Genomic DNA, 21,262 nt, shown 5'->3' on the forward strand with positions numbered 1-21,262 from the left:
TAAACAATTATCATGAACAGTTTAAAAAATCTTCACGCAACAACCGTTGTGGGAGTGATTCATAATGGAAAAGTTGCCATTGGTGGCGACGGACAAGCTACTCTCGATAAAACCGTTATGAAAGGAACGGTAAAAAAAGTCAGGAAACTGCAAAATGGCAAGATCCTTGCTGGATTTGCAGGATCAACAGCAGATGCATTTACACTCTTTGAAAAGTTTGAGGAAAAGCTGAACAGCTACAACGGCCACCTGCAAAGGGCTGCCGTAGAGCTGGCCAAAGAATGGAGAAAAGATAAATTTCTGCAGAAACTTGAAGCATTACTGGTTGTGATGGATAAAGAACAATCCCTGCTTATTTCAGGCCAGGGTGATGTGATTGAACCAGATCATCAGATTCTGGCCATCGGAAGCGGTGGCTCGTATGCACTGGCTGCTGCCAGGGCATTAAAAGAAAATGCACCAGAATTATCTGCAAAAGAAATCGTTGAAAAGTCGTTAAATATTGCGGCCGATATATGCATCTACACGAATCATAATTTGACCATTTTAGAAATTGAAGAAGAGTAGTTCATGAAAGTTATTCAACAAGAAAATTTAACACCGCGACAAATTGTCGAGGAGCTTGATAAGTATATTATCGGGCAGAAAGAAGCGAAACGATCTGTAGCCATTGCTCTCAGAAACCGCTGGAGAAGACTCAAATCTGATCCCGACATCCGGGATGAAATCATTCCCAACAACATTTTGATGATCGGGCCGACCGGCGTTGGTAAAACTGAAATTGCAAGACGACTTGCCAAGCTTGCCGGTGCGCCTTTCATAAAAGTAGAAGCCTCGAAATTTACAGAAGTCGGTTACGTAGGCCGGGATGTAGAATCCATGATTCGAGATTTAACTGACCTCGCCGTAAATATGGTGAAAGAAGAAATGCAGGAACGGGTAAAAGAAAAAGCTGCAAAAATTGTAGAAGAAAAAATCCTGGATATTCTCATTCCCCCGGTTCGAAGTAAAAGTAAAAGCACCTCTTCATCCGGACAGAATGAAGTTGGATTTAATGCCGACAAGGCTTCTGATGCTGAACTGAATGAACGGACACGCGAACGATTCCGCGAAAAACTGAAGAACGGTGAGCTCGAAGACAGAAATATTGAAATCCAGGTAAGTTCCAGCAGAACCCCGATGATGCAGGTTTTTGGGCCGCAGGGAATGGAAGAGATGGGAATGAATTTGCAGGACATGCTGGGAAATCTCTCTAAAGGCGGGAAAAAGACAAAACGCAGTTTACCCATTCATGAAGCCCGTGAAGTATTGATTGAACAGGAATCTGAAAAACTGATCGACCACGAAGCAGCCGTTCAGGAAGCCATCGAACGGGTTCACAATCAAGGCATTGTTTTTATTGATGAAATTGACAAAGTAGCCAGCGACTCTTCATCCAATGGTAAAGGCGGAGGATCTGCCGATGTAAGCCGGCAAGGTGTTCAGCGCGATTTACTTCCGATTGTTGAGGGAAGCACGGTGAATACCAAGCACGGAATTGTTAAAACTGATCACATTCTGTTCATCGGATCCGGTGCATTTCATGTGTCCAAACCCTCGGATTTGATTCCTGAATTACAGGGACGATTTCCAATTCGGGTTGAGTTGAATTCACTTACAGAAGAAGACTTTTTCAATATTCTTACTCAACCTAAGAATGCTCTCACAAAACAGTACCAGGCTATGCTGGAATCTGAGGGAGTAAAAGTTGAATTTTCTGAAGGAGCCGTGAAAGAAATTGCCAAAATTGCCGCAGAGGTAAATCAGGAAGTGGAAAACATTGGAGCCAGACGGTTGCACACCATTCTCTCCTCCCTACTTGAAGAACTTCTGTTTGCGGTACCCGACGATATCGGAAGTGGTGATATTACCATTGATGAATCCTATGTACATAAGCAATTAGATGGGCTAGTGAAGAATAAAGACCTCAGCCATTACATTCTTTAACATTAAGGCTGAAGCCCATAAACCATAGCAACGAAACTTTTTTAATATCTTTTGCTAGTAATAATTATGAATGGCAATTAGAAATTTCAATTAGTATAATCTTTGGAATCGATTTTCCGTTGATTAAAGAAACAACAATCATAAGTCCCATATGTCCGTGAAAAAATTTATTGCTCCGCAGCTTGTCGTCTTGCTTATCCTTTCTGCTGTTTGGCTCGCTGGTATCGATAGTGTTCTTGTCAGAAATGACTCACACCAGGAAAACCTGCACAAATATCTTCAGGCACAGCGACGTGTAGTCGATAATTACTACGGAGATACGGATGTTAAGACACTCTATAAAACCAGTTTGGTCTCAATGGTAAAATCCCTTGAAGATTCAACCATTAATCTTCTGGGTACGCCATTGGATACCACTGCAATTGGAGAAATCGATAACCTTAGAGACTCTTACAATAGTTATGAAAAGGCTTATTTGTATATAGCAAACAATCATCCTGAAGAAAATATGGGGCGGTTGGTGGAAGCATCTATTCGCGGCATGCTTTCAACCCTTGACCCACATTCTGTTTATATCGAACCTGAAGAAAGTGAGCATATACAGGAAGAGTTTGCCGGCAAATTCCAGGGAATTGGAATTCAGTTCCAGGTAATTTCAGACACCATTACAGTGATTACTGCCATTTCCGGTGGCCCCAGCGATCAATTGGGAATTATGTCCGGAGACCGGATTACTGCCATTGACGATTCCAGCGCTATCGGCTTTAGTAATCAACAAGTTGTAAGCCGTTTACGGGGCGAAAAAGGAACAGAAGTTGAAGTAACCATTCATCGGCCGGGCAATCCCAAAAAGATGGATTTCACTATTGTACGGGATGATATTCCTCTCACCACGGTAGATACATCTTATATGCTGGATACCAAAACCGGTTATGTTAAAATCAACCGGTTTGCGGCCACTACTCATGAGGAATTTCTCGAAGCTGTAGACAGGCTTAATGAAAAAGGAATGGAACGTATCGTTCTCGATCTGAGAAATAATCCGGGTGGTTACTTAAGCCAGGCAATTGCCATTTCAGAAGAATTCTTCTCCCGAGGTACCAAACTGGTTTCAACACAGAGCCGCCATCAGCGGTTTAATGCAGAATATTTCTCCCGTCAAAATGGCGAATTAAAAGATATGCCGGTTATCGTTTTAGTAAACGAAGGATCGGCTTCTGCGAGTGAAATTGTTAGCGGAGCTATCCAGGATCAGGATCGCGGACTCATTGTTGGGCAACGAACATTTGGTAAAGGACTCGTACAGCAACAATATGAATTGATTGACAAGAGTAATATTCGGGTTACCATTTCTCGTTACTACACCCCTTCCGGAAGACTGATTCAAAAACCTTTCGATAATGGAAACGAAGAATACGCCTACGAAATTAGCCACCGCGAAGAAAATGCATCCATGGATGCTATCCAGTTTAAAGAACAGGTACCCGATTCTCTCCACTATAAAACTAAAAACGGCCGCGATGTTTTTGGAGGAGGCGGAATTGTACCGGATATCATTGTTCAGCGAGACAGTGTATCCTACCTTTATGGTTTCATGATTCAAAACCGTGTGAATTTCGACTTTGTTAGAAATTACCTGGATAAACACGGCGAAGAATTTCGAACACAGTGGAAAGACGATTTCCAGGGATTCCGTGAGAATTTTACTTTCAGTGGAGAAACTCAGGAGGAATTTCTTGGCATGATGAAAGATGCGGGAATGGTTTTAACTGCAGAAGCCGAAGAGATCACTGTTGAAGACGATTCTTTACAAATTTCGATTGATGAGTATAATAAGCTCAAACCCAATCTTTTCGCACGAATGAAAGCTGAAGTGGCTCACCAGGTTTGGGGTATGGAGTACTTTTATCCAATCATTAATGACCATTTCAATGCTGAGCTCAAAGAAGCAATGACTCTTTGGGAAGCTGCCGAAAACCTCGATATTCTGGTTGAAACACAGACTGGAAGCACAAGTCTGTACAATAACTAAAAGAATTTAAAACGAACTTTGTGAGGCTCGAATATTCCTATTCGGGCCTTTTCTATTTTTGATTGGCAAAGCGATCTACCATAACGATTGCAGCCGTTTCTGCTCGCAACCGTTTCTCTCCCAGTGAATAATAATCCGCTTTAATAGTTTTTAAGAAATCCCGCTCGCTATTTGAAAAACCACCCTCAGGCCCTACAATTAAGAAATATTCCTGGCTTTCGTTGAATTCCTGGTTGCTATCATCAATCGTTTCATCAGCCACAATAATCTTACAATCGCCAGAATGAGTTGAGACAGCATCTTCCAGAGATTCTTCAATAATAATCTCCGGCAAATAAAAACGAAGTGACTGTTTCATCGCCGCAATGGCCGTACTCTCTAACCGGTCTTCTCTTACATTTCCTTTTTGACTATGTTCTCCCTTAAAGAGAATAAATTTGGATACTCCAAGTTCCACTGCTTTCTCAACTGCAAATTCCAGGCGGTCTCTTTTTTTTATAACTCCCAAACACAGCGTCACCTGTGGTTTCTTCACAGGCTCTTTTTTGGTGTCATTGATATCCAGAAAAACTGTACTTTTTTTTAAATCATTAATTTGGCATTTATAGCAGTTTCCTCTTCCGTCTGTCACAAACACAGTATCCCCTATCGAATGCCTGAGGACTTTTGTAATGTGATCTGCTTCTTGCCCTCTCACAATTAAACTTTTGGGCTGAATGTCTTTTGAATCAGTAAAAAAAAGATTCATGTATTTATTCCGTATTTACCATCGGTTCAAAAGAAGTTCTTCCGGTTTGCAATAACTTTTTGATGTAGGGACCACAAAGCTTACAATTCGTACTGCAAATTTTTTCAGCTCTCAGCTGCTCTAAAGTAGTCAACCCTCTTGATTCTGTAATCCGTTTGATATCAGCAAAACTGATCTTATGACAAATACAACGATCGACTGGCATTATTACGGCTGTTTGAAATGCTTGCCAAGTTTAAGTCCCTGCCCCTGGTAATTACTTTTTATGTCCGTACCATAAATGAAGTCAGGGATTTCTGTATTTGGCTCGAATTTCATACTGCAAAAAGTTTGGCCGTGTTCAATCAAAAACGGAACGTCATGTGAGCGAACTTCCAGAACGGCACGTGCACCCTTGTCACTCACTTCGCCTCCAAATCCGCTATCAAAAAAACCGGCATAATGAGTTCTGAGCTCACCAGAACCTGTATCATAAGCAATCATTTCGGCCGCAAGATGCTTTGGAATCCGGCATCGTTCACTTGAAGCAAAAATGTAGAACGCTTCGGGTTCAAGTATCAGATGATCATCATCCCGGGCTAAAATCGGTTCCCAGAAATCGTCAATTTCGTAATGATTAATGTTATCCAGGTCGATAAGATCGCGATGCTTTTTGGCTTTATATCCCAAAATATCATCCCCATCAGTCCGCAGGTTTACACTCATAAAAAGGCCGTTATTCACTTTAAGGGAGGAAAGCGGCAATGGATTTCCATCGCCATCAAACAAAAGCGGATCACTTCCATGAATACGTAGAAGATCCTGGTCACTTAAAACGGTATGGCCGTGACGAATTCTGAGCTGATTCAACCGGTGGCCGGTTCTTACTTTTATCGGAAACGATTTCGGAACCACTTCAAGGTATAATTTCCCGTGATATCCCGGTTCAATTTCCTCGAATCTGTGAGAGTAATCCGTGATGACTCTTGTAAAAATATCAAGCCGGCCCGTGGTACTTTTGGGATTGGCTTTAGCTGTCAGATTCTCTTCTGAATAGAGGCGTAACTCGTCAGATCCATTTTCATTGAACAGATTTTTCTGAATTGAATAATGAGAATGAGGCAGCCGAACTTCCTCAAGCAAAGGAATGATATAGACACAATTCGGTTCAAGTACAGCGCCATCTTCTATGGAAAATGTATACTGATGAAGCTTCTCAACCTTTTCCTCAACCGTTTCATTTTCAGGAAGAAAACTACTGCGCACCCGATATGCCTTTTGTCCCAGTCGTAAATCTATTGAGTTTGGTTGAAACTGGTTTTCTTCAATCGGGTAACCATCTACTCCGGAAATAATCCCGGCATCGGCCAATATTTTTAATTTTTGAACAGGTAATATTCCTTTCGTTCTTAAGGTAACTTCGCGTATCGATTCACTCATGCTATTATATTTTTTCTGCTTTGCGAAGTTAACAATTTATGCGCTGTTTTAAAGACCGGAATTCAGCTTTTTCTGGATTAGTGAACTTTTAAAGTTAAACTTATGATGTCAGTACTTTCTATTATAATTCTGCACATGAATTCAAATCAAATTCCTGAAAATGAATAAATCCGGAAAACCGATTATTGGTGTGATGGGCCCTGGCAATCCAAATGACCGCACTGTACTTGATCAGGCTGAAATAATTGGCAGTCATATAGCGAAGAGGAACTGGATTTTGTTAACCGGCGGACGAAAAGCTGGCGTGATGGATGCTGCATCCAAAGGTGCCGCTGAAGCCGGTGGTGAAGTAATGGGAGTGCTACCGGGTGATTCCCATTTGGGAATGTCCGATCATGTATCGATACCAATTATAACGGGTGTTGGCAGTGCTCGAAATCTCATAAATATTCTCACAGCCGATGTGGTGATTGTTTGTGGAATGGGTTTGGGGACAGCATCGGAAGCGGCTCTTGCTATCAAACATAAGAAGTCTGTGCTCTTTACAAAAGTCAGCAAATCTCATTTGAATTTCTTTCAATCGCTAACATCATCAAAACTCCCCTTTTTTGATGAAGCTGACGCTTTACTTGCATTTATTGAAAAAGAAGTTCTGCTTCTCTGAACATGGCAGTTTTCTTATTGAGAGAAAATTAATTGTTTTAAAAATTGCTTCTTGACTTTCATTGCTATTACTATTTAATTAGTACTAATGTTATAATAGAAAGAATTCGATATGAGAAAACCACTTGATCCCCTTGGCGAAACAGAAATGGAAATCCTGAATATTGTATGGAATTTGGGTGAGGCATCCGTTGCTGATGTTCGGGAAAAAATCCTGGAATATCGTGAAGTTGCCTATACAACGGTCATGACAATTATGAAAAACCTGGCTGACAAAGAGTATTTAAAATACCGAAAAGACGGTTTGAGCTATATATACAGCGCTGCAGTTCAACCCGACCAGGTTCGTTACAGCTTAATCAACAGGCTTATTGATAAAGTATTTCAGGGATCTCCAAAAGACTTGGTCCAAACACTGGTTCAAAATGAAAATTTGTCAGAAGAAGAAAGACGCGAAATTAAAAATATGATTGATAAGCTTGAGGACTAAACGATGGTAGAATTCATTCAACAAATTGCCGAGGTAGGCGAGCAGATCATTCAATTTTCATGGCTGCCGTTGTTAATTTGGACCGTTTTGGGTGGACTGATTTTACTGGCATTACGAATCGTTCGGGGAACTCATCCGCAATATCAATATCACTCCCGGTTGGCGCTTTTATTTGCGCTGCCCGCGGGATTTATAGCTCTTGGAGTGATCCAATATGCAGGGACCATTTTTTCGGCGCCTTCTGAAAGTCTCACATTTATTTCTGTTACCGCGCCGTTTGAGCTGACCATTTCATCTACTCCTTCGTCTTCAATTTCTACTACCACAGTTCTCTATTCTGCTGTTTTTCTACTCTTTTCAATTGGATTGATTTTATTCGCTGTCAGAAACATTAAGCAATGGTTTCAGCTTGTTCGTTTAAAAGCCAAATGCAATTTTCTCCCGATTCAGAATCTGAAAAAACTGGACTTCAATAACCGGCTTTTAATTACTGAAACTGAGAAAAACATTCAAATTGCATTCCTTGAACAGGAAATTATCCCTGTAACATTTGGTATAAACTACCCGGTAATTCTCCTCCCAAATTCTCTTAAAAAAGATGAAGAAAAACTGAACCTTGTTTTGCGGCACGAATTGACACATATCATTCAAAATGATTTTCTGTCAAATGTAATTATATCGTTCACTCAGATCTTTTTCTGGTTTCATCCCTTTGTTCATTTATTAAAACGCGAACTGATTGATTATCGCGAAATTCGGTGTGACAGCCTTGTACTTTCCAATAATTCTGTCTCAAGAAAAAAGTATGCCTCACTCCTTCTGGAACTGCTGCCCATGCCGAATATTAATAAAGAACTTTCTGTAAATATGGCTCAGGAATCATCCAACCTAAAAAAAAGGATACAAATGATCACTCAACAAAAACCAAATCGCCCGATCCCAAAACGATCGAGCATAGCCATATTTGCATTCATCATTCTTTCAACGGCGGTTGCCATGTCTTGTACCGACATGCAGTCCAATAAAGTCTTTGATGAAGAAGATCTCAATTTGATGACCGATATCGACCAAACGGGAGAAAGAGGATACCATCAGGTTTTGATTTTTATGGGAGATGAAGAGCAGTCCGAACGTCACAAAGAAGCGCTTGAACAATTAAATCTTCTTGAACCGGAGCACATTCATTCCGTTGAAGTTTTTAAAGGAGATATGGCCATAGAAAAATATGGAGAACGCGCTTCTAAAGGTGTGATCGTTATAAATACCAAGCCGGATCCTAAATCTTATAATACTGTCCTTGGTGTTTTGGGAATGGAACCACAGGAAGTACCTCCCCCACCTCCTCCAACGCAAATATCTGACAAAGAAGATTACTTTGTAGTTGTAGAAGACATGCCTCAACTAAAAGGCGGGCTTGAAGGAATCATGAAAAACGTCCAGTACCCCGAAGAAGCACGACAAAAAGGTATTGAAGGCCGGGTATACGTTCAGTTTGTGGTAAATGAAGCAGGCGATGTGGAAGATGCAAAAGTAATTCGAGGCATTGGTGCCGGCGCTGATGCTGAAGCATTGAGAGTCGTCAGACAAGCAAAATTTGAACCAGGCTATCAACACGGAAAACCCGTTCGTGTTCAATTTTCACTTCCTATCTTTTTCCGCTTGGATGGAAACGGAAATAGCAGCACACCCACACCGGAACCACCTACAAACAGCGAAACTTCAAGTTTAATCACACCTTCCAATTCTGAAATGGTATTGACCGCAGATCAATGAACGCAACATCTTCTTTAACCGAAAGCTGAGCCATAGCTTTACGGAAACAGGCGGAATTCACAAAAGTGAATTCTGCCTTTTTTATTTTTCCCGCTTTAAAAAATCTTTTTCTTATTCTTTTTGAAACTTTGATTTACGAACTTCGTAGGCATTAGAAATGCATTTTATAAAACTTCGAAGTATATAGCATATGCCAGCCAAGCTCAGAAAATCACGAATGAATAAGATGATCGCCGGTGTTTGTGGCGGGATTGCTGAATATCTCAATTGGGATCCAACGATTATCCGTATCATCTTTTTGATTTTAGTCTTCTCTTCTTTCGGAACTATGGTTCTCATTTATTTCATCCTTGCACTCATTATGCCGGATTAATTTTTTACTGACTATTTGGAATACTGGTCACTCCTCTCCATCTTCCTCTAAACGGCATTTAATAATTATTCCAGCCTATGAAGATTGCCATTGTGGGTGAGCGTGAACGAGCTTCAGCTTGGGAAAAGCATTTACGCAAGCTATCTGTTGTAAAAGAAGTTACCATAACAACGTCTCTGTCTGATAGTACCGGTCTGGATGCCGTTTTACTGATTGACGACTCAAAAGAAAATCTCCAGCGTCTCCTCCATTCCGTAAAGGGTGGAAATCATACCTACCTGATTTCAAAACTTCCAACTGATAAAGCCCTTCTTGAGAAATTATATCACGTATCTGAAGAGGCTCATGTAAATGTACAGTTTACACACTGGCCATCTCTTTCCGAATCAATGAACTGGATTCAGAAGGAAGTCTCCAAACCCGAGTTAATTCAAATCAAAAAAGAAAGTGTGCCATTGAATAACCGGGTACTTTCTGAAGATGAATTTCACCACCAGTGGACAGATGAACTGGCGCTGATTATAAAATGGATGGGCGGAAATATTCATCGATATGAAGTGAAGCCAATTGTTATTCAGAGAAGTTTATTGGGACTGGATTTAACTCTTCGGTTTGAAAATGCGGCCGTAGCTTCCATGCAATTTCTCGCATCCGCAGAAAAAGAAGTCCATCAAAGAATCTTCTCAAATCGTAAGGTGATGGCAAATTGTGATGTTACCAAACAAAAAGTGAGGATTTACAGGGGAAATGATATGGACCGCGTAACAATCCAGGAAAAGAAATTTGATCCTACAGATACAGCTGAATGGTCGGTTGTGCAGTTTATAAAATCAATCCAGCTTCAGCAGGAAACCATTTTCTCTCCTTATGATGCATTACGTACAGCGAATGCATTGGATCAGATTAAATCTCTGATGGAAAAAGACTGACTTTTTCAAAAAAAAGAGATATTACTCACTACCAAAGGCAAACTCTTTTGGCGGCTCAACACCTTTGAGATGGCGCACAAAATAATCCCATCTTCTTCGCATCATGTATGGTTCACTATAAAAACCATGGCGGCGATTCGGAAATAATATCAGGTCGAAATCTTTATTTGCTTCAATCAAGGCATCAACTACCAGCAAAGTGTTGTAAGGCGGCACATTATTGTCCATTGTTCCATGAGTAATGAGCAATTTTCCTTTCAGGTTTTCAGCCAAAAGCTGATTCGCCTGGTTATCATAATTTGTACCGTTTTCGGTTTCTGTGAGGAGTCCCTGCCATTTTTCGCCCCAATCGTCTTCATAATTTCGATTGTCATGATTTCCTGCACCGGAAACAGCTACTTTGTAAAAATCCGGATATTCAAGAATGGCCCGAGTGGATGCGAAACCTCCTCCCGAGTGACCAAAAATTCCAACACGGTCAATATCCATCCACGGATGTTGGTCAGCAAGCTGTTTGATCATGGTGATCTGATCAGGAATTCCATTATCTCCCATGTTGCCGTAATAAAACTCGTGAAAGGCTTTCGATCGGCCCGGTGTGCCCATCGCATCTACTTCAACTACAATAAAGCCCAATTCTGCCAAAGCCTGCTTATCGCTGCGAGACGCCCGAAAGGATCGGCTTCCAACACTTCCACTTTGCGGACCCGGATACAAGTAGTTTAAAATGGGATACGATTTAGATTCATCAAAATGGGTGGGTTTGTACATCAATCCATATAAATCGGTTTCACCGTCTCTTGCCTTAACGCTGAACGGAATTGGAGGCTGCCAGCCGGTTGCCTCTAAATCTGAAATATCTGCTTTTTCAAGGTCCATCATTTTATTCCCCTCCAAATCCCGAATCTGTGAAATAGGTGGCGTATCTGGAGTGGAGTACACATCTGTAAAAAAACCAGATTCGGCAGAAAATGTAATGTCATGATTGGCTTGTTCCGGGGTTAGAAGTTTTAAATCACTCCCGTCAAAATGAATGCTATACAAATACTGGAAGTACGGATCTCCCTCCTCACGAACGGAACCTATAAAATATATCTTTCTTTTTTCTTCATCGATATGAAGGATCTCCCGGACATTCCACTCCCCTGTCGTAATCTGGTTCTTCAATTCACCGGTTTGAAGATCATAGAGATACAGGTGTCCCCAGTTATCCCGTTGAGAAAACCAAATCACTTCATTTGAAGTGTCTAGCAATCTCCAACTAATGTCATTAATCCCGGATTCAAAAAATGTGTCCTCTTCTTCCCGAAGAACAGAGTGAACATCTCCAGTTTCCGGATTTGCCGTTTTCAGGTGAGCAATCTTGTGATCTCTTGAAGAAGAGACAAATGCCAGATTTTGGCTGTCCTTACTCCACTCCACATCTAAAAAAGTTCCGTCCCATCCAGCGATATGATCGGTTATTGTCGACCGGTGAGCATCCGGTTCCATATCCAGCCGGACAATTTCCGGTTTGGAGCCATCCAGGTTTATCACAATCCGCTCGATCATAAAAATATGTTCATCACCGGGTAAGGGATATTTCCACTGCTCAAGTTCTGAATGTCCTACTTCTGTGCTCACCAGATACATCTCTCCAACCTCACGACCATCATGCCGGAACGTGGCAATTCGCTGGGAGTCCGGTGACCATAACAAAACCGGGTTATCTCTTTTTACCCAACCGGCATTATTTGTTGCGTATCCGTAATCTTTTTCCCCGTCAAATGTCAACTGAGTCTCTTTTCCTGTTTGGACATCCCGAATCCAAAGATTATAGTCTCGGATAAAAGCTGCTTTTTTCCCATCCGGCGAAAGATTTTCCGTAAACCGATTCACTTTTTGCTCTGATTCTTTTGCTCTACAATTGTAATCACCGATTGAACATGAATATTCCTGATTAAATGCAGAAAACAGTATTGATTGATGATCATCGGAATAACTGAATTCACGAAATGGAAGCTGCAACGGATTCACATCATTTTGGCCAGTTTCAGATATAGCTTCCGCAAGTTTATCATGATCAAAAGCAGATCTTTTTTCTCCACTTTCAGGATTGGCTACCATAAATTCAAAACCACCTTTTACAGATTTTTGATAGATTAAACGTCCATCATCTGTCCATTTTTGTGAAGAGATTTCATGATATACAAGTGGGTTTGTGTGACTTGAAAGAAAGGTTTCTGCTCGTTTATAATCGTCAACAGTTACTTCATCAGGTTCTGTTCCGGGGATAAACAGTAATAACAGGATACCAAAAAATGAATAACCCAACGATGAAAAAAAATTTGAAAGCATGGTTTCAATAGATTTCGGATGAAAGAATAGCTGAATATAGAAATTATAACTCTCTTGATAAGTAAATTTTTCGGGTTATCGGCGCCGTTTATCCAAATACAATAAACTGAAACTTCAGCCCATCTTTTTCATCATTTTAAAAATAGATTTGAGTTTGCTACGGGACATCAGGGAATCCACAAAATTGAATTGACCACCTGAGAGTTTTTCGCCACCATCAATGGTCACTGTTTCGCCTGTGATGTAGGGCGCCATATCACTCATCAAAAAAGCAGCGAGATTTGCGAGCTCTTCGTGATTGCCATATCTGCCGGCTGGAATTTTGTCCAGATATTTCTTCTCTGCTTTTTTTGTGGGGAAAAGACGCGTCCACGCCCCTTCTGTGGGAAAGGGACCGGGAGCTATAGCATTTACCCTGATATCATACTCAGCCCATTCAAAGGCGAGTGATCGAGTCATCGCTAACACGCCGGCTTTTCCACAAGCCGATGGCAATACAAATGCGGAGCCCGCATCTTCCGCGTAGGTCGTCACAATATTTAGAATGTTCCCTTTTTCTTTTTGTTTGATCAGGTAATTGCCAAAATGATGCGTACAATTAAAGCTCCCATATAAAACAATATCAACAACAGTCTTAAATCCATTTAGAGTCAGATCTTCAGAAGCGCTGAGGAAATTTCCGGCAGCATTATTAACCAAGCCGGTGATCCCTCCAAAATCATCTACGATCTTTTCAAACATCTCTCCTACAGCTTCATAATCCCGGACATCGGTAACATAATATTGAACATCCGTTCCGAATTCTGAGAGCTCTTCAACCGCATTTTGTAACTTCTTTTCCGTGCGGCCGCAAATCGCAATATTGGAGCCCAATTCTGCAAACTTCTTTCCCATTGATAGGCCGAGTCCGCTTCCGCCCCCAGTGATGAGAATTGTGTTACCGTCGAGAGTGTCTTCTTTAAACATGGGTTTAGTTTTAGGTAGATGGTTTTAAGTAGATAGATTTTATTATAAATGAAAAATGGGATGGCGCAAGTATCTCGCTTGTGACCAATGTTTTTCCGAACGCGAGCAAGACGCACACGCTAGTCTCACCTATCTACCATCTACTTAAAACTATCTACTAATCTAAATTCTCAAATATTCCGGCAGCGCCCATTCCACCGCCTACACACATCGTTACCATTCCAAAACGCTTATTCAGTCGCTTCAAATCATAAAGAATCTGTGTAGTTAGTTTTGCTCCTGTACAACCAAGAGGATGACCCATTGCAATGGCTCCGCCGTTGATATTCACTTTTTCGGGATCCAAACCAGTCTCACGAATCACAGCGATGGATTGAGCTGCAAACGCTTCGTTTAGTTCAATCAGATCGATCTCTTCTTTTTTAATTCCCGTTTGGTTTAACACTTTCGGAATCGCCTCGACCGGCCCAATTCCCATAATTTCAGGTGCGACGCCGGCTACAGAAAATCCGTGATATTTCGCGATGGGTGTCAACCCAAGTTCTTCGGCTTTTTCGAGAGTCATTACTATCACTCCTGCTGCGGCATCATTCATCTGCGAAGAATTTCCCGGTGTTACGGTCCCGCCTTGTTTAAAAACAGGGCGTAATCCGTTCAGGGCTTCAAGATTCGTATCCGGTCGCGGACCTTCATCTTTTTGGAACGTGAAATTCTCCTCTTCTACATCTCCATCGGCTGTTACAAATTTATGAGTAACTTCAACCGGTGTTATCTGGTCATCAAAATAACCTTCTTCCCAAGCTTTAATGCATTTTTGATGACTCTTAAACGCGAATTCATCCTGATCCTCCCGGCTTACTCCATATTTTTCAGCCACATTCTCTGCCGTTAATCCCATGCTGATATAGATCTCCGGATGATCTTCCGCGAGCTCCGGGTTCGGTTGAAATGATAATCCACCCATTGGCACCAAACTCATCGACTCCACACCACCGGCAATGATAATATCCGCTCCGCCTGCCATAATTCGTTCAGCAGCCATCGCTATTGTCTGGAGTCCGGATGAACAAAATCGATTTACGGTCATTCCAGGCACCGAATCAGGAAGTCCGCCGAGTAACGCACACTGCCGGGCAATATTTAGGCCCTGTGATGCCTCAGGAAATGCGCATCCAACAATGACATCATCAATCATGTCGGGCTCAACATTATCCGATTTTTTCATCAAATCCTTAATCACCTCTCCCATCAACGTATCGGGACGAGTAAACCGAAGTGATCCTTTATTCGCTTTTCCACAGGCAGTTCGTTTGGCAGCTACGATTACAACATCGTTATTCATGAGTACATGGTTTTAAGTAAATGGTAGATAGACTAATTTTTGTTGAGAGTCTTAATCAGCGCGTGAATCATTTTATGCAGTTCAACCAAGGATTGTATAATCTCTTCAAATTGATCTTGCTTGATAAAGCCGAGATTTTTTGAAATAGTAAGTTGAGTCTCCAATTCATAACTCGAACCTTTTGAAATATTCAAAAATCGTTTGAATTCTTTTTTTGATTGTCGCCCAGCGCCTTCAGCGATATTTGAACTGATTGAAACCACAGATCGTCTCATTTGAGAAACAATTCCATACATTTCATTTTAATTTGATTCATATTTACATCTGTATGAACCAAGTTCGACCAAATCCTTACTAAAACTATCTACCATCTACTTAAAACTATCTACTGCCTTCAACTAATTCCTCAAAGGTTTTCCCGTCTTCAACATATGCTCCATTCGCTTATGGGTTCTTTCATCTTGAAAACAATCCAAAATCGCTTCTCTTTCAAGGTTTAAGATGGCTGATTCAGATACTTTCTGAGCCTCACTGATATCGCCACCTGTTAAAACGTTGGCAACTTTTCTTGTCAATACTTTATCGTATTCAGTTGCAAAATTTCCTTCATTCATGATATACAACATGATGTTCAATACACTAAAGCCCGTTTTTCCAAGGAGCTTAACTTTGGGTTCAACCGGCGGACAATATCCCTGATCAGCCAATACTTTTGCATGATTTTTTGCTGTTTTCAGGATCAAGTCACGGTTCATCACAATCGCATCTGACGATCTAAGGTATCCCAGCACTTTTGCTTTTTGTGCACTATCAGAAACTTTCGCTAACCCGATAGTTTTGAACGCATGCTTTAGATATGGCAACGGATCTGCATCTTCGGATTCCTGAACTTTCTCCATAGCCCGAAGCAACAATTCCTTTGTGCCTCCGCCGGCTGGAATCAACCCAACTCCCAATTCCACGAGTCCGGCATAGAGTTCGTGATGGGCCACAACTTTGTCACAGTGCATCATAAATTCAACACCGCCGCCAAAAGTTCTTCCGGACACAGCAGCCACGACTGGAAAAGGTTGATATCGCAGTCCGACCGCTACTCTCTGAAAATTTTCAACAGCTTCTTTCACTCTGGCAAAATCTCCGTCCTTCAATGCCTGACCAGCCTCTGCCAGGTTAGCACCGTAACTGAAATTCTCGTTGTCATGACCGATAACTAATCCTTCAAATTTTTCCTTAACAATTTCACACGCTTTCTCAACCGATTGAACCAACTCAAATCCAAGTGTCTGCTGTTTGGTTCTGAATTCAAACAGGGCAATTCCATCACCCATATCATATAAACCGGCACTTTTATTCCCCCAAATCTCTTTATTTTGATTTTTTAGAATATTAACGGTAATTGCATCTTTCGCCGGTGGCGGAATGGATTCTGCTTCTCCTGATACAAGGTTATAAACGGTCCCATTTTCATAGAATGAATCACGACCGTTGTCTAACATCGTTTGAATGGAATCAGGAACGTCCCGGCCTTCTGAGATCATTCGTTTTACCGATTCCCGTACGCCAATGGCATCCCATCGTTGAAACGGACCCAATTCCCAATTGAATCCCCATTGCATCGCTCGATCAATCGATTCAACAGATTCCGTAATCTCCGGAATTCGATTTGCTGCATAAAGCAACAGATCACAATGAATTTCCCACAGGAATTTTCCAACTTCATCATCCTGGTTGACTAAATAGTTAAGTCGCTCTTCTGATGTTTTATACTTCTTCTTTGCCTCCTTAACTGAATCAAAAGTAGTCTCTTCCTGAGGTTCATATTCTAAACTATCCGGATTAATTACATGATACTCAGTACCGTTTTCCGTTTTCGTTTTCTTATAAAATCCCTTTCCGGTTTTATTTCCATGAGCACCTTCCTCTACCATTTTTTTGAAAGATTCAGGCAATTCAAAAATCTCTCGTCTCTCATCATTTGGCACAGCCGGAAGTAGATTTTCAGCAACGTGATTCAGCACATCCAATCCAGCCATATCGGCTGTTCGAAATGTGGCGGCTTTAGAATATCCGGTCAGAGTTCCTGTCAGTTCATCAATCTCTTCAATTCGGAACTTTCCGTCAAAAAACCAGGGCATGATAGATGCCATTGAAAACACACCAATTCTATTCGCTATAAAGTTTGGTGTGTCTTTACATTGAACAATGCCTTTGCCAAGAATCTTCTCACAAAAACCGGTCATATATTCTACCACTTCCCCGGAGGTATCATTCGTAGGAATGATTTCCAGAAGTTTCATATATCTTGGCGGATTAAAGAAATGTGTTCCCAAAAAATGATTTCTGAAGTCTTCCGAACAATCCTCTCCAATTTTTGAAATAGGCAAGCCAGATGTGTTAGAGCTTACAATTGTATCAGATTTTCGAACGTTTTCAATGTTAGACATCATCTCTTTTTTGATGTCCATCCGCTCTACAATCACTTCACAAACCCAATCAGCTTCAGAGATCCATTCTAGGTTATCCTCAAAATTTCCAGGTGTGATTCTGTCCGCCCAATCTGATATTGCGAGCGGCGCCGGATTCATTTTTTGAAGTTTTTGAATCGCCTCTTCGGCCGTTTTATTCGGCAGATCGGGATCATCAGATTTCAGGTCGAGTAACTTTACTTTCAAACCGGCATTGATACAGTGGGCCGCAATTTGGCTTCCCATTACGCCGGCTCCAAGAATAACTACATTTTGGATATTGTATTTGTGCATGTTTGAATAGTCAATCTAAAATGTTTGTATTAAAATCACTTCCTGGGAAGAATTACTCATCTCCATTCCCATCCTCATCTTCGTACATCGACTCAATCTGTTCACTGTACTTCTCATTGACAACATCACGCTTTACTTTCATTGTTGGTGTGAGTTCGTCATTGCCAACCGTCAGGGGCTGATCAAGGATTACAAACTTTTTAACACTTTCCCACGGCGAAAGGTGTCGGTTGGCCTTCTCCACTTCTTTCTGAATTAATGTCCGAACTCTATTGTCTTTTGAAATAGGTTCAGAGAGTTCATGTCCATCTCGTTTCAAGCGCCTTTTCACATTTGAAAATGACGGCACGATCAATGCCGAACAGAATTTTCGTTTATAGCCAATCACAACAACCTGATCAATAAAACCGGAATTCAGCAATTGATTCTCAATATTTTGAGGAGCCACATACTTCCCGGTCGAAAGTTTAAACATGGATTTTTTACGATCTGTGATATACAGGAAACCATCTTCGTCAATTTTTCCAACATCACCCGTTTTGAACCATCCATCCTCAGTAATCGCTTCGTCAGTTTTCTCTTTGTTATTGTAATATCCCTGCATAATGTTAGGACCTCTGGCAAGAATTTCTCCGTCTTCAGCAATTTTAATTTCCACATCGCGAAGGGGTTTTCCGGAAGAACCGATTCTCATCTCGCCCGGTTTTTGCACGGTAATCACGGGCGAAGTTTCAGTCAAACCGTAACCCTGTACACAGACCAACCCGATGGCATTCATAAATTTAAACACTTCAGGTGATAGTGCGGCTCCTCCACTAACGGCACCTCGTAAATTGCCGCCAAACAATTCTCTGATTTCACTATAAACCAACTTATCTGCAATCTTATGCTTTATAGCAGATATACCTTTTGGAGGATGTTCAGGATCATAAGACTCCGTGAGATAGATTGCCCAATAATAGATATTCTTCTTAATCCCGGAAAATTCCTGTCCTTTTACTTTTACGCCCGTCTGAATTTTCTCGAGTAACCGCGGGACCGTAGCCAGGAAAAAAGGCTTCGCATATGAAAAATCATCCCGGATTTCTTCAATGTTCTCCGTGTAAAAAATCCTGCACCCCATGGTTATATACATGTAATCAATCATCCGCTCAAACACATGAGAAAGCGGCAGATACGAAATCACCGGTTCCAAATGAAACTCCTCTTCACCAAATGGAAGTTTATCCATCGAAGCCAACACATTCGAAGCAATGTTGTTATGCGTAAGCATCACTCCTTTCGGCATTCCGGTTGTGCCGGAAGTATATATTAATGTGGCTAAATCATCCGGTTGAACCTCAGACTTCAGGCTATCAAACAGATCCGGTTTTTCCTGCTGAAGTTTCTCCCCTGTTTTTAAGATAGAATCGAAGGATTTTAATTTTTTATGCTTGGTGCCAAAAAGAGAGATGACAGCTTTTACCGATTCCACATTTTTGATAAGAGGTTTTGTCTCGGCAAAAATCTCATCGTCAGATACAATGTGAACAACGGTATCCGAATTTTGCAAAATGTACTTAATCTGTTCACCGGGTTGAGTGGAATAGATGGGCACATCAGCCGCACCGATGGACAAAATGGCAAGATCACAGATCAACCATTCGGTGGAATTCTCGGCATGTATAGAAACTTTATCACCGGCGCGGACTCCCAAATCATACAATCCAAGAGCAAAATGGATCACTTTTGTTCTGAATTCCGATATGTCGGTTTCCTTCCATTTCCCTTTTCTTTTCGTGGATGAAATCATCCCTTCAGGATACTTTCCTAGCCCTTTAAAAAGTATCTCCGGCAGTGTATGTTTATCAGAATCCATGACATGAAACCGCTTTTTTAGTGAATAGGGGTTGGTTGACACTGTTACCCGATAAGTAACATTTTGTTCAGACTTTTAAAAATTTCTTACAAAAAAAGTTTATTTTTTGTTTTGTCAACGCTTAATCGAAATGTGTAAATAGACGACTGGCCAATGCAAATCGAAGACGAAATCAGAGAAAAGTTTGATCTCTTTTTTAAGAAGAAACAAAAAAACATGGCTCATGCCCTGGGGCTGGAATTTATTGTTGTGAGCCGTTCTGAAATGCGCGCTACCATGCCCGTAAATGAAAACACAACTCAACCGATGGGAATTCTTCATGGCGGCGCTTCGGTTGCTTTAGCTGAAACACTGGCTTCCGTAGGTGGATATTTGAATTTGAGCGATGAAAACAAAATTGTCGTGGGACTTGAAATCAATGCCAACCATGTGCGTCCGGTGACTGCCGGTAAAAAAGTAACGGGTATTTCAACACCAATTCACCGGGGAGCTCAAACACAGGTTTGGGAAACCCGGATTGAAAACGAGGATGGAAAACTGGTAAGCATTTCTCGCTGTACGCTTGCCGTCGTGAATAGAAGAAAGGCCTGAAGACTAATCAAATTTTATCCGGTAATTCTGAATACACCGGGCTCTCTTTCTGCTTCTTCATTGGGCTGAATAAAAGAACTAGACGGTTTCAACACTTTCTCAAACAGAAACAAAAGTGATGATTTTGTTTGCAGGAGTTCTTCATCAGAAATATTTTCATCATTCTTCAATTGAGAGAGGAAGAGATCTTTATGCCACTCTCTAATTTGGGAAGCATGTGTTAATGACATCCTGTCCATGAAATGGCGTGCTACACGAATCATGGTTCTCTCGGTTGGATAGCCGGCCTCTTTGCGGCGAATTTCAATGCGTAGTTTGGAAAGAATAAGCGCTCGGTTCATAAAATTTCCTTTTTAATTGTATGAACCGGATTTCACGAATCCCTTACAGAAAATTTTCAGTGATTGTTTTTTTCGCTAAATCTGTAGTATTTACTTCAGTTCTATAAACAATCACTCGTCATTACGAACACAACGAAATAATCTCAAGCTAACAATTCGGAACTGTCGTGCACATTCACTTGCTCGCAATGACTTTAACACATCTAAAATCATGAAAAATAATAAAGCAGTTACAGTTGGATGGTTTGAAATTCCTACCCAGGACATGGACCGAGCGATCAAATTTTATGAAACTGTATTTGATTGTGAACTTTCCAGAAATACCATGGGAGATTTTGATATGGCATGGTTCCAATGGGATGACGACATAAAGGGCGCCGGCGGATCACTTGTTCATCACGAACAATACACCCCCACCAAGGACGGAGTTCTTATCTACTTTTCTTCCGAAGATGTGGATATTGAACTTGGCCGAATCGAAGAAGCCGGCGGCAAAATCCTGAGGCCAAAAACTCAAATCAGCCCGGAGATGGGTTACATGGCACTTTTTATAGATACCGAAGGCAATCGCATGGCTTTGCATTCCGGGAAATAAGTGCACGTTTGTTTTAATAGCTGCTATTTTTAAATCTCGATATCTCAAATTAAGTTGAAT

Annotated in this window: 20 protein-coding genes; 10 read left to right on the forward strand and 10 right to left on the reverse strand. The window is 41.2% G+C overall.

The genetic code is table 11. From position 1 onward, the window contains the following. Positions 1-12: 12 nt before the first annotated feature. From hslV to L0B18_RS14630, 3 genes are all read left to right on the forward strand, one after another. Positions 13-567, forward strand: a complete 555-nt coding sequence (gene hslV, locus L0B18_RS14620) for an ATP-dependent protease subunit HslV (protein WP_234572538.1) — start codon at positions 13-15, stop codon at positions 565-567. 3 nt (positions 568-570) lie between these two features. After that, positions 571-1,986: an ATP-dependent protease ATPase subunit HslU gene (gene hslU, locus L0B18_RS14625; protein ID WP_234572539.1), complete on the forward strand. Its 1,416-nt coding sequence runs from the start codon at positions 571-573 to the stop codon at positions 1,984-1,986. Positions 1,987-2,137: 151 nt separating this feature from the next. Then, positions 2,138-4,018, forward strand: a complete 1,881-nt coding sequence (locus L0B18_RS14630) for a S41 family peptidase (protein ID WP_234572540.1) — start codon at positions 2,138-2,140, stop codon at positions 4,016-4,018. Between the two features lie 52 nt (positions 4,019-4,070). Here the strand turns inward: L0B18_RS14630 and L0B18_RS14635 are convergent, their stop codons facing one another. From L0B18_RS14635 to L0B18_RS14645, 3 genes are read right to left on the reverse strand one after another with little or no spacing between them, the layout of a single operon-like run. Next, entirely contained in the window at positions 4,071-4,766 is a 696-nt protein-coding gene (locus tag L0B18_RS14635) for an RsmE family RNA methyltransferase (protein WP_234572541.1), read from the reverse strand. Positions 4,767-4,770: 4 nt separating this feature from the next. Then, on the reverse strand, positions 4,771-4,971 hold the full coding sequence (locus tag L0B18_RS14640; RefSeq protein ID WP_234572542.1) for a (2Fe-2S)-binding protein: 201 nt from the start codon (positions 4,969-4,971) through the stop codon (positions 4,771-4,773). Between the two features lie 2 nt (positions 4,972-4,973). After that, positions 4,974-6,185 (reverse strand): 2'-deoxycytidine 5'-triphosphate deaminase, encoded by a 1,212-nt coding sequence (locus L0B18_RS14645; RefSeq protein ID WP_234572543.1) that lies wholly within the window; start codon positions 6,183-6,185, stop codon positions 4,974-4,976. Between the two features lie 160 nt (positions 6,186-6,345). Here L0B18_RS14645 and L0B18_RS14650 point away from each other — a divergent pair, with 160 nt between their 5' ends. The 5 genes from L0B18_RS14650 to L0B18_RS14670 all read left to right on the forward strand — a co-directional run bounded on the left by L0B18_RS14650 (position 6,346) and on the right by L0B18_RS14670 (position 10,413). After that, positions 6,346-6,849, forward strand: coding sequence for a cytochrome (locus tag L0B18_RS14650; protein ID WP_234572544.1), 504 nt, complete (start codon positions 6,346-6,348; stop codon positions 6,847-6,849). 111 nt (positions 6,850-6,960) lie between these two features. After that, entirely contained in the window at positions 6,961-7,338 is a 378-nt protein-coding gene (locus tag L0B18_RS14655; protein WP_234572545.1) for a BlaI/MecI/CopY family transcriptional regulator, read from the forward strand. Positions 7,339-7,341: 3 nt separating this feature from the next. Further along, positions 7,342-9,111, forward strand: a complete 1,770-nt coding sequence (locus tag L0B18_RS14660; RefSeq protein ID WP_234572546.1) for a M56 family metallopeptidase — start codon at positions 7,342-7,344, stop codon at positions 9,109-9,111. A 190-nt stretch (positions 9,112-9,301) separates the two neighbouring features. Next, positions 9,302-9,484 carry a PspC domain-containing protein gene (locus L0B18_RS14665; RefSeq protein WP_255695677.1) on the forward strand — a complete coding sequence of 61 codons (183 nt, stop codon included), beginning with the start codon at positions 9,302-9,304 and terminating at the stop codon, positions 9,482-9,484. 77 nt (positions 9,485-9,561) lie between these two features. After that, complete coding sequence (locus L0B18_RS14670; RefSeq protein ID WP_234572548.1) at positions 9,562-10,413, forward strand: hypothetical protein; 852 nt, start codon at positions 9,562-9,564, stop codon at positions 10,411-10,413. Between the two features lie 21 nt (positions 10,414-10,434). Here the strand turns inward: L0B18_RS14670 and L0B18_RS14675 are convergent, their stop codons facing one another. From L0B18_RS14675 to L0B18_RS14700, 6 genes are all read right to left on the reverse strand, one after another. Beyond that, positions 10,435-12,750, reverse strand: coding sequence for a S9 family peptidase (locus L0B18_RS14675; RefSeq protein ID WP_234572549.1), 2,316 nt, complete (start codon positions 12,748-12,750; stop codon positions 10,435-10,437). 114 nt (positions 12,751-12,864) lie between these two features. Next, positions 12,865-13,716, reverse strand: a complete 852-nt coding sequence (locus L0B18_RS14680; protein ID WP_234572550.1) for an SDR family oxidoreductase — start codon at positions 13,714-13,716, stop codon at positions 12,865-12,867. 157 nt (positions 13,717-13,873) lie between these two features. Next, the gene (locus L0B18_RS14685) at positions 13,874-15,058 is read right to left on the reverse strand and encodes a thiolase family protein (protein ID WP_234572551.1); all 1,185 of its coding nucleotides are present in this window, start codon (positions 15,056-15,058) and stop codon (positions 13,874-13,876) included. 32 nt (positions 15,059-15,090) lie between these two features. After that, complete coding sequence (locus L0B18_RS14690) at positions 15,091-15,354, reverse strand: four helix bundle protein (protein WP_255695678.1); 264 nt, start codon at positions 15,352-15,354, stop codon at positions 15,091-15,093. A gap of 102 nt (positions 15,355-15,456) precedes the next feature. Then, positions 15,457-17,817 carry a 3-hydroxyacyl-CoA dehydrogenase/enoyl-CoA hydratase family protein gene (locus tag L0B18_RS14695; protein WP_234572553.1) on the reverse strand — a complete coding sequence of 787 codons (2,361 nt, stop codon included), beginning with the start codon at positions 17,815-17,817 and terminating at the stop codon, positions 15,457-15,459. A 52-nt stretch (positions 17,818-17,869) separates the two neighbouring features. Then, the gene (locus tag L0B18_RS14700) at positions 17,870-19,675 is read right to left on the reverse strand and encodes an AMP-dependent synthetase/ligase (protein ID WP_304622021.1); all 1,806 of its coding nucleotides are present in this window, start codon (positions 19,673-19,675) and stop codon (positions 17,870-17,872) included. 153 nt (positions 19,676-19,828) lie between these two features. Between L0B18_RS14700 and L0B18_RS14705 the strand changes: the two genes are divergently transcribed. After that, the gene (locus L0B18_RS14705) at positions 19,829-20,266 is read left to right on the forward strand and encodes a hotdog fold thioesterase (protein ID WP_234572554.1); all 438 of its coding nucleotides are present in this window, start codon (positions 19,829-19,831) and stop codon (positions 20,264-20,266) included. Between the two features lie 14 nt (positions 20,267-20,280). Here the strand turns inward: L0B18_RS14705 and L0B18_RS14710 are convergent, their stop codons facing one another. Beyond that, a complete protein-coding gene (locus tag L0B18_RS14710; RefSeq protein ID WP_234572555.1) occupies positions 20,281-20,607 on the reverse strand; it encodes a phage integrase N-terminal SAM-like domain-containing protein in 327 nt (108 codons plus the stop codon). A 211-nt stretch (positions 20,608-20,818) separates the two neighbouring features. On the opposite strand from L0B18_RS14710, the gene L0B18_RS14715 reads away from it, so the two are divergent. After that, on the forward strand, positions 20,819-21,202 hold the full coding sequence (locus tag L0B18_RS14715) for a VOC family protein (protein WP_234572556.1): 384 nt from the start codon (positions 20,819-20,821) through the stop codon (positions 21,200-21,202). Positions 21,203-21,262 lie beyond the last annotated feature (60 nt).

The organism is Rhodohalobacter sp. 614A, from assembly GCF_021462415.1.
Classification (GTDB): domain Bacteria; phylum Bacteroidota; class Rhodothermia; order Balneolales; family Balneolaceae; genus Rhodohalobacter.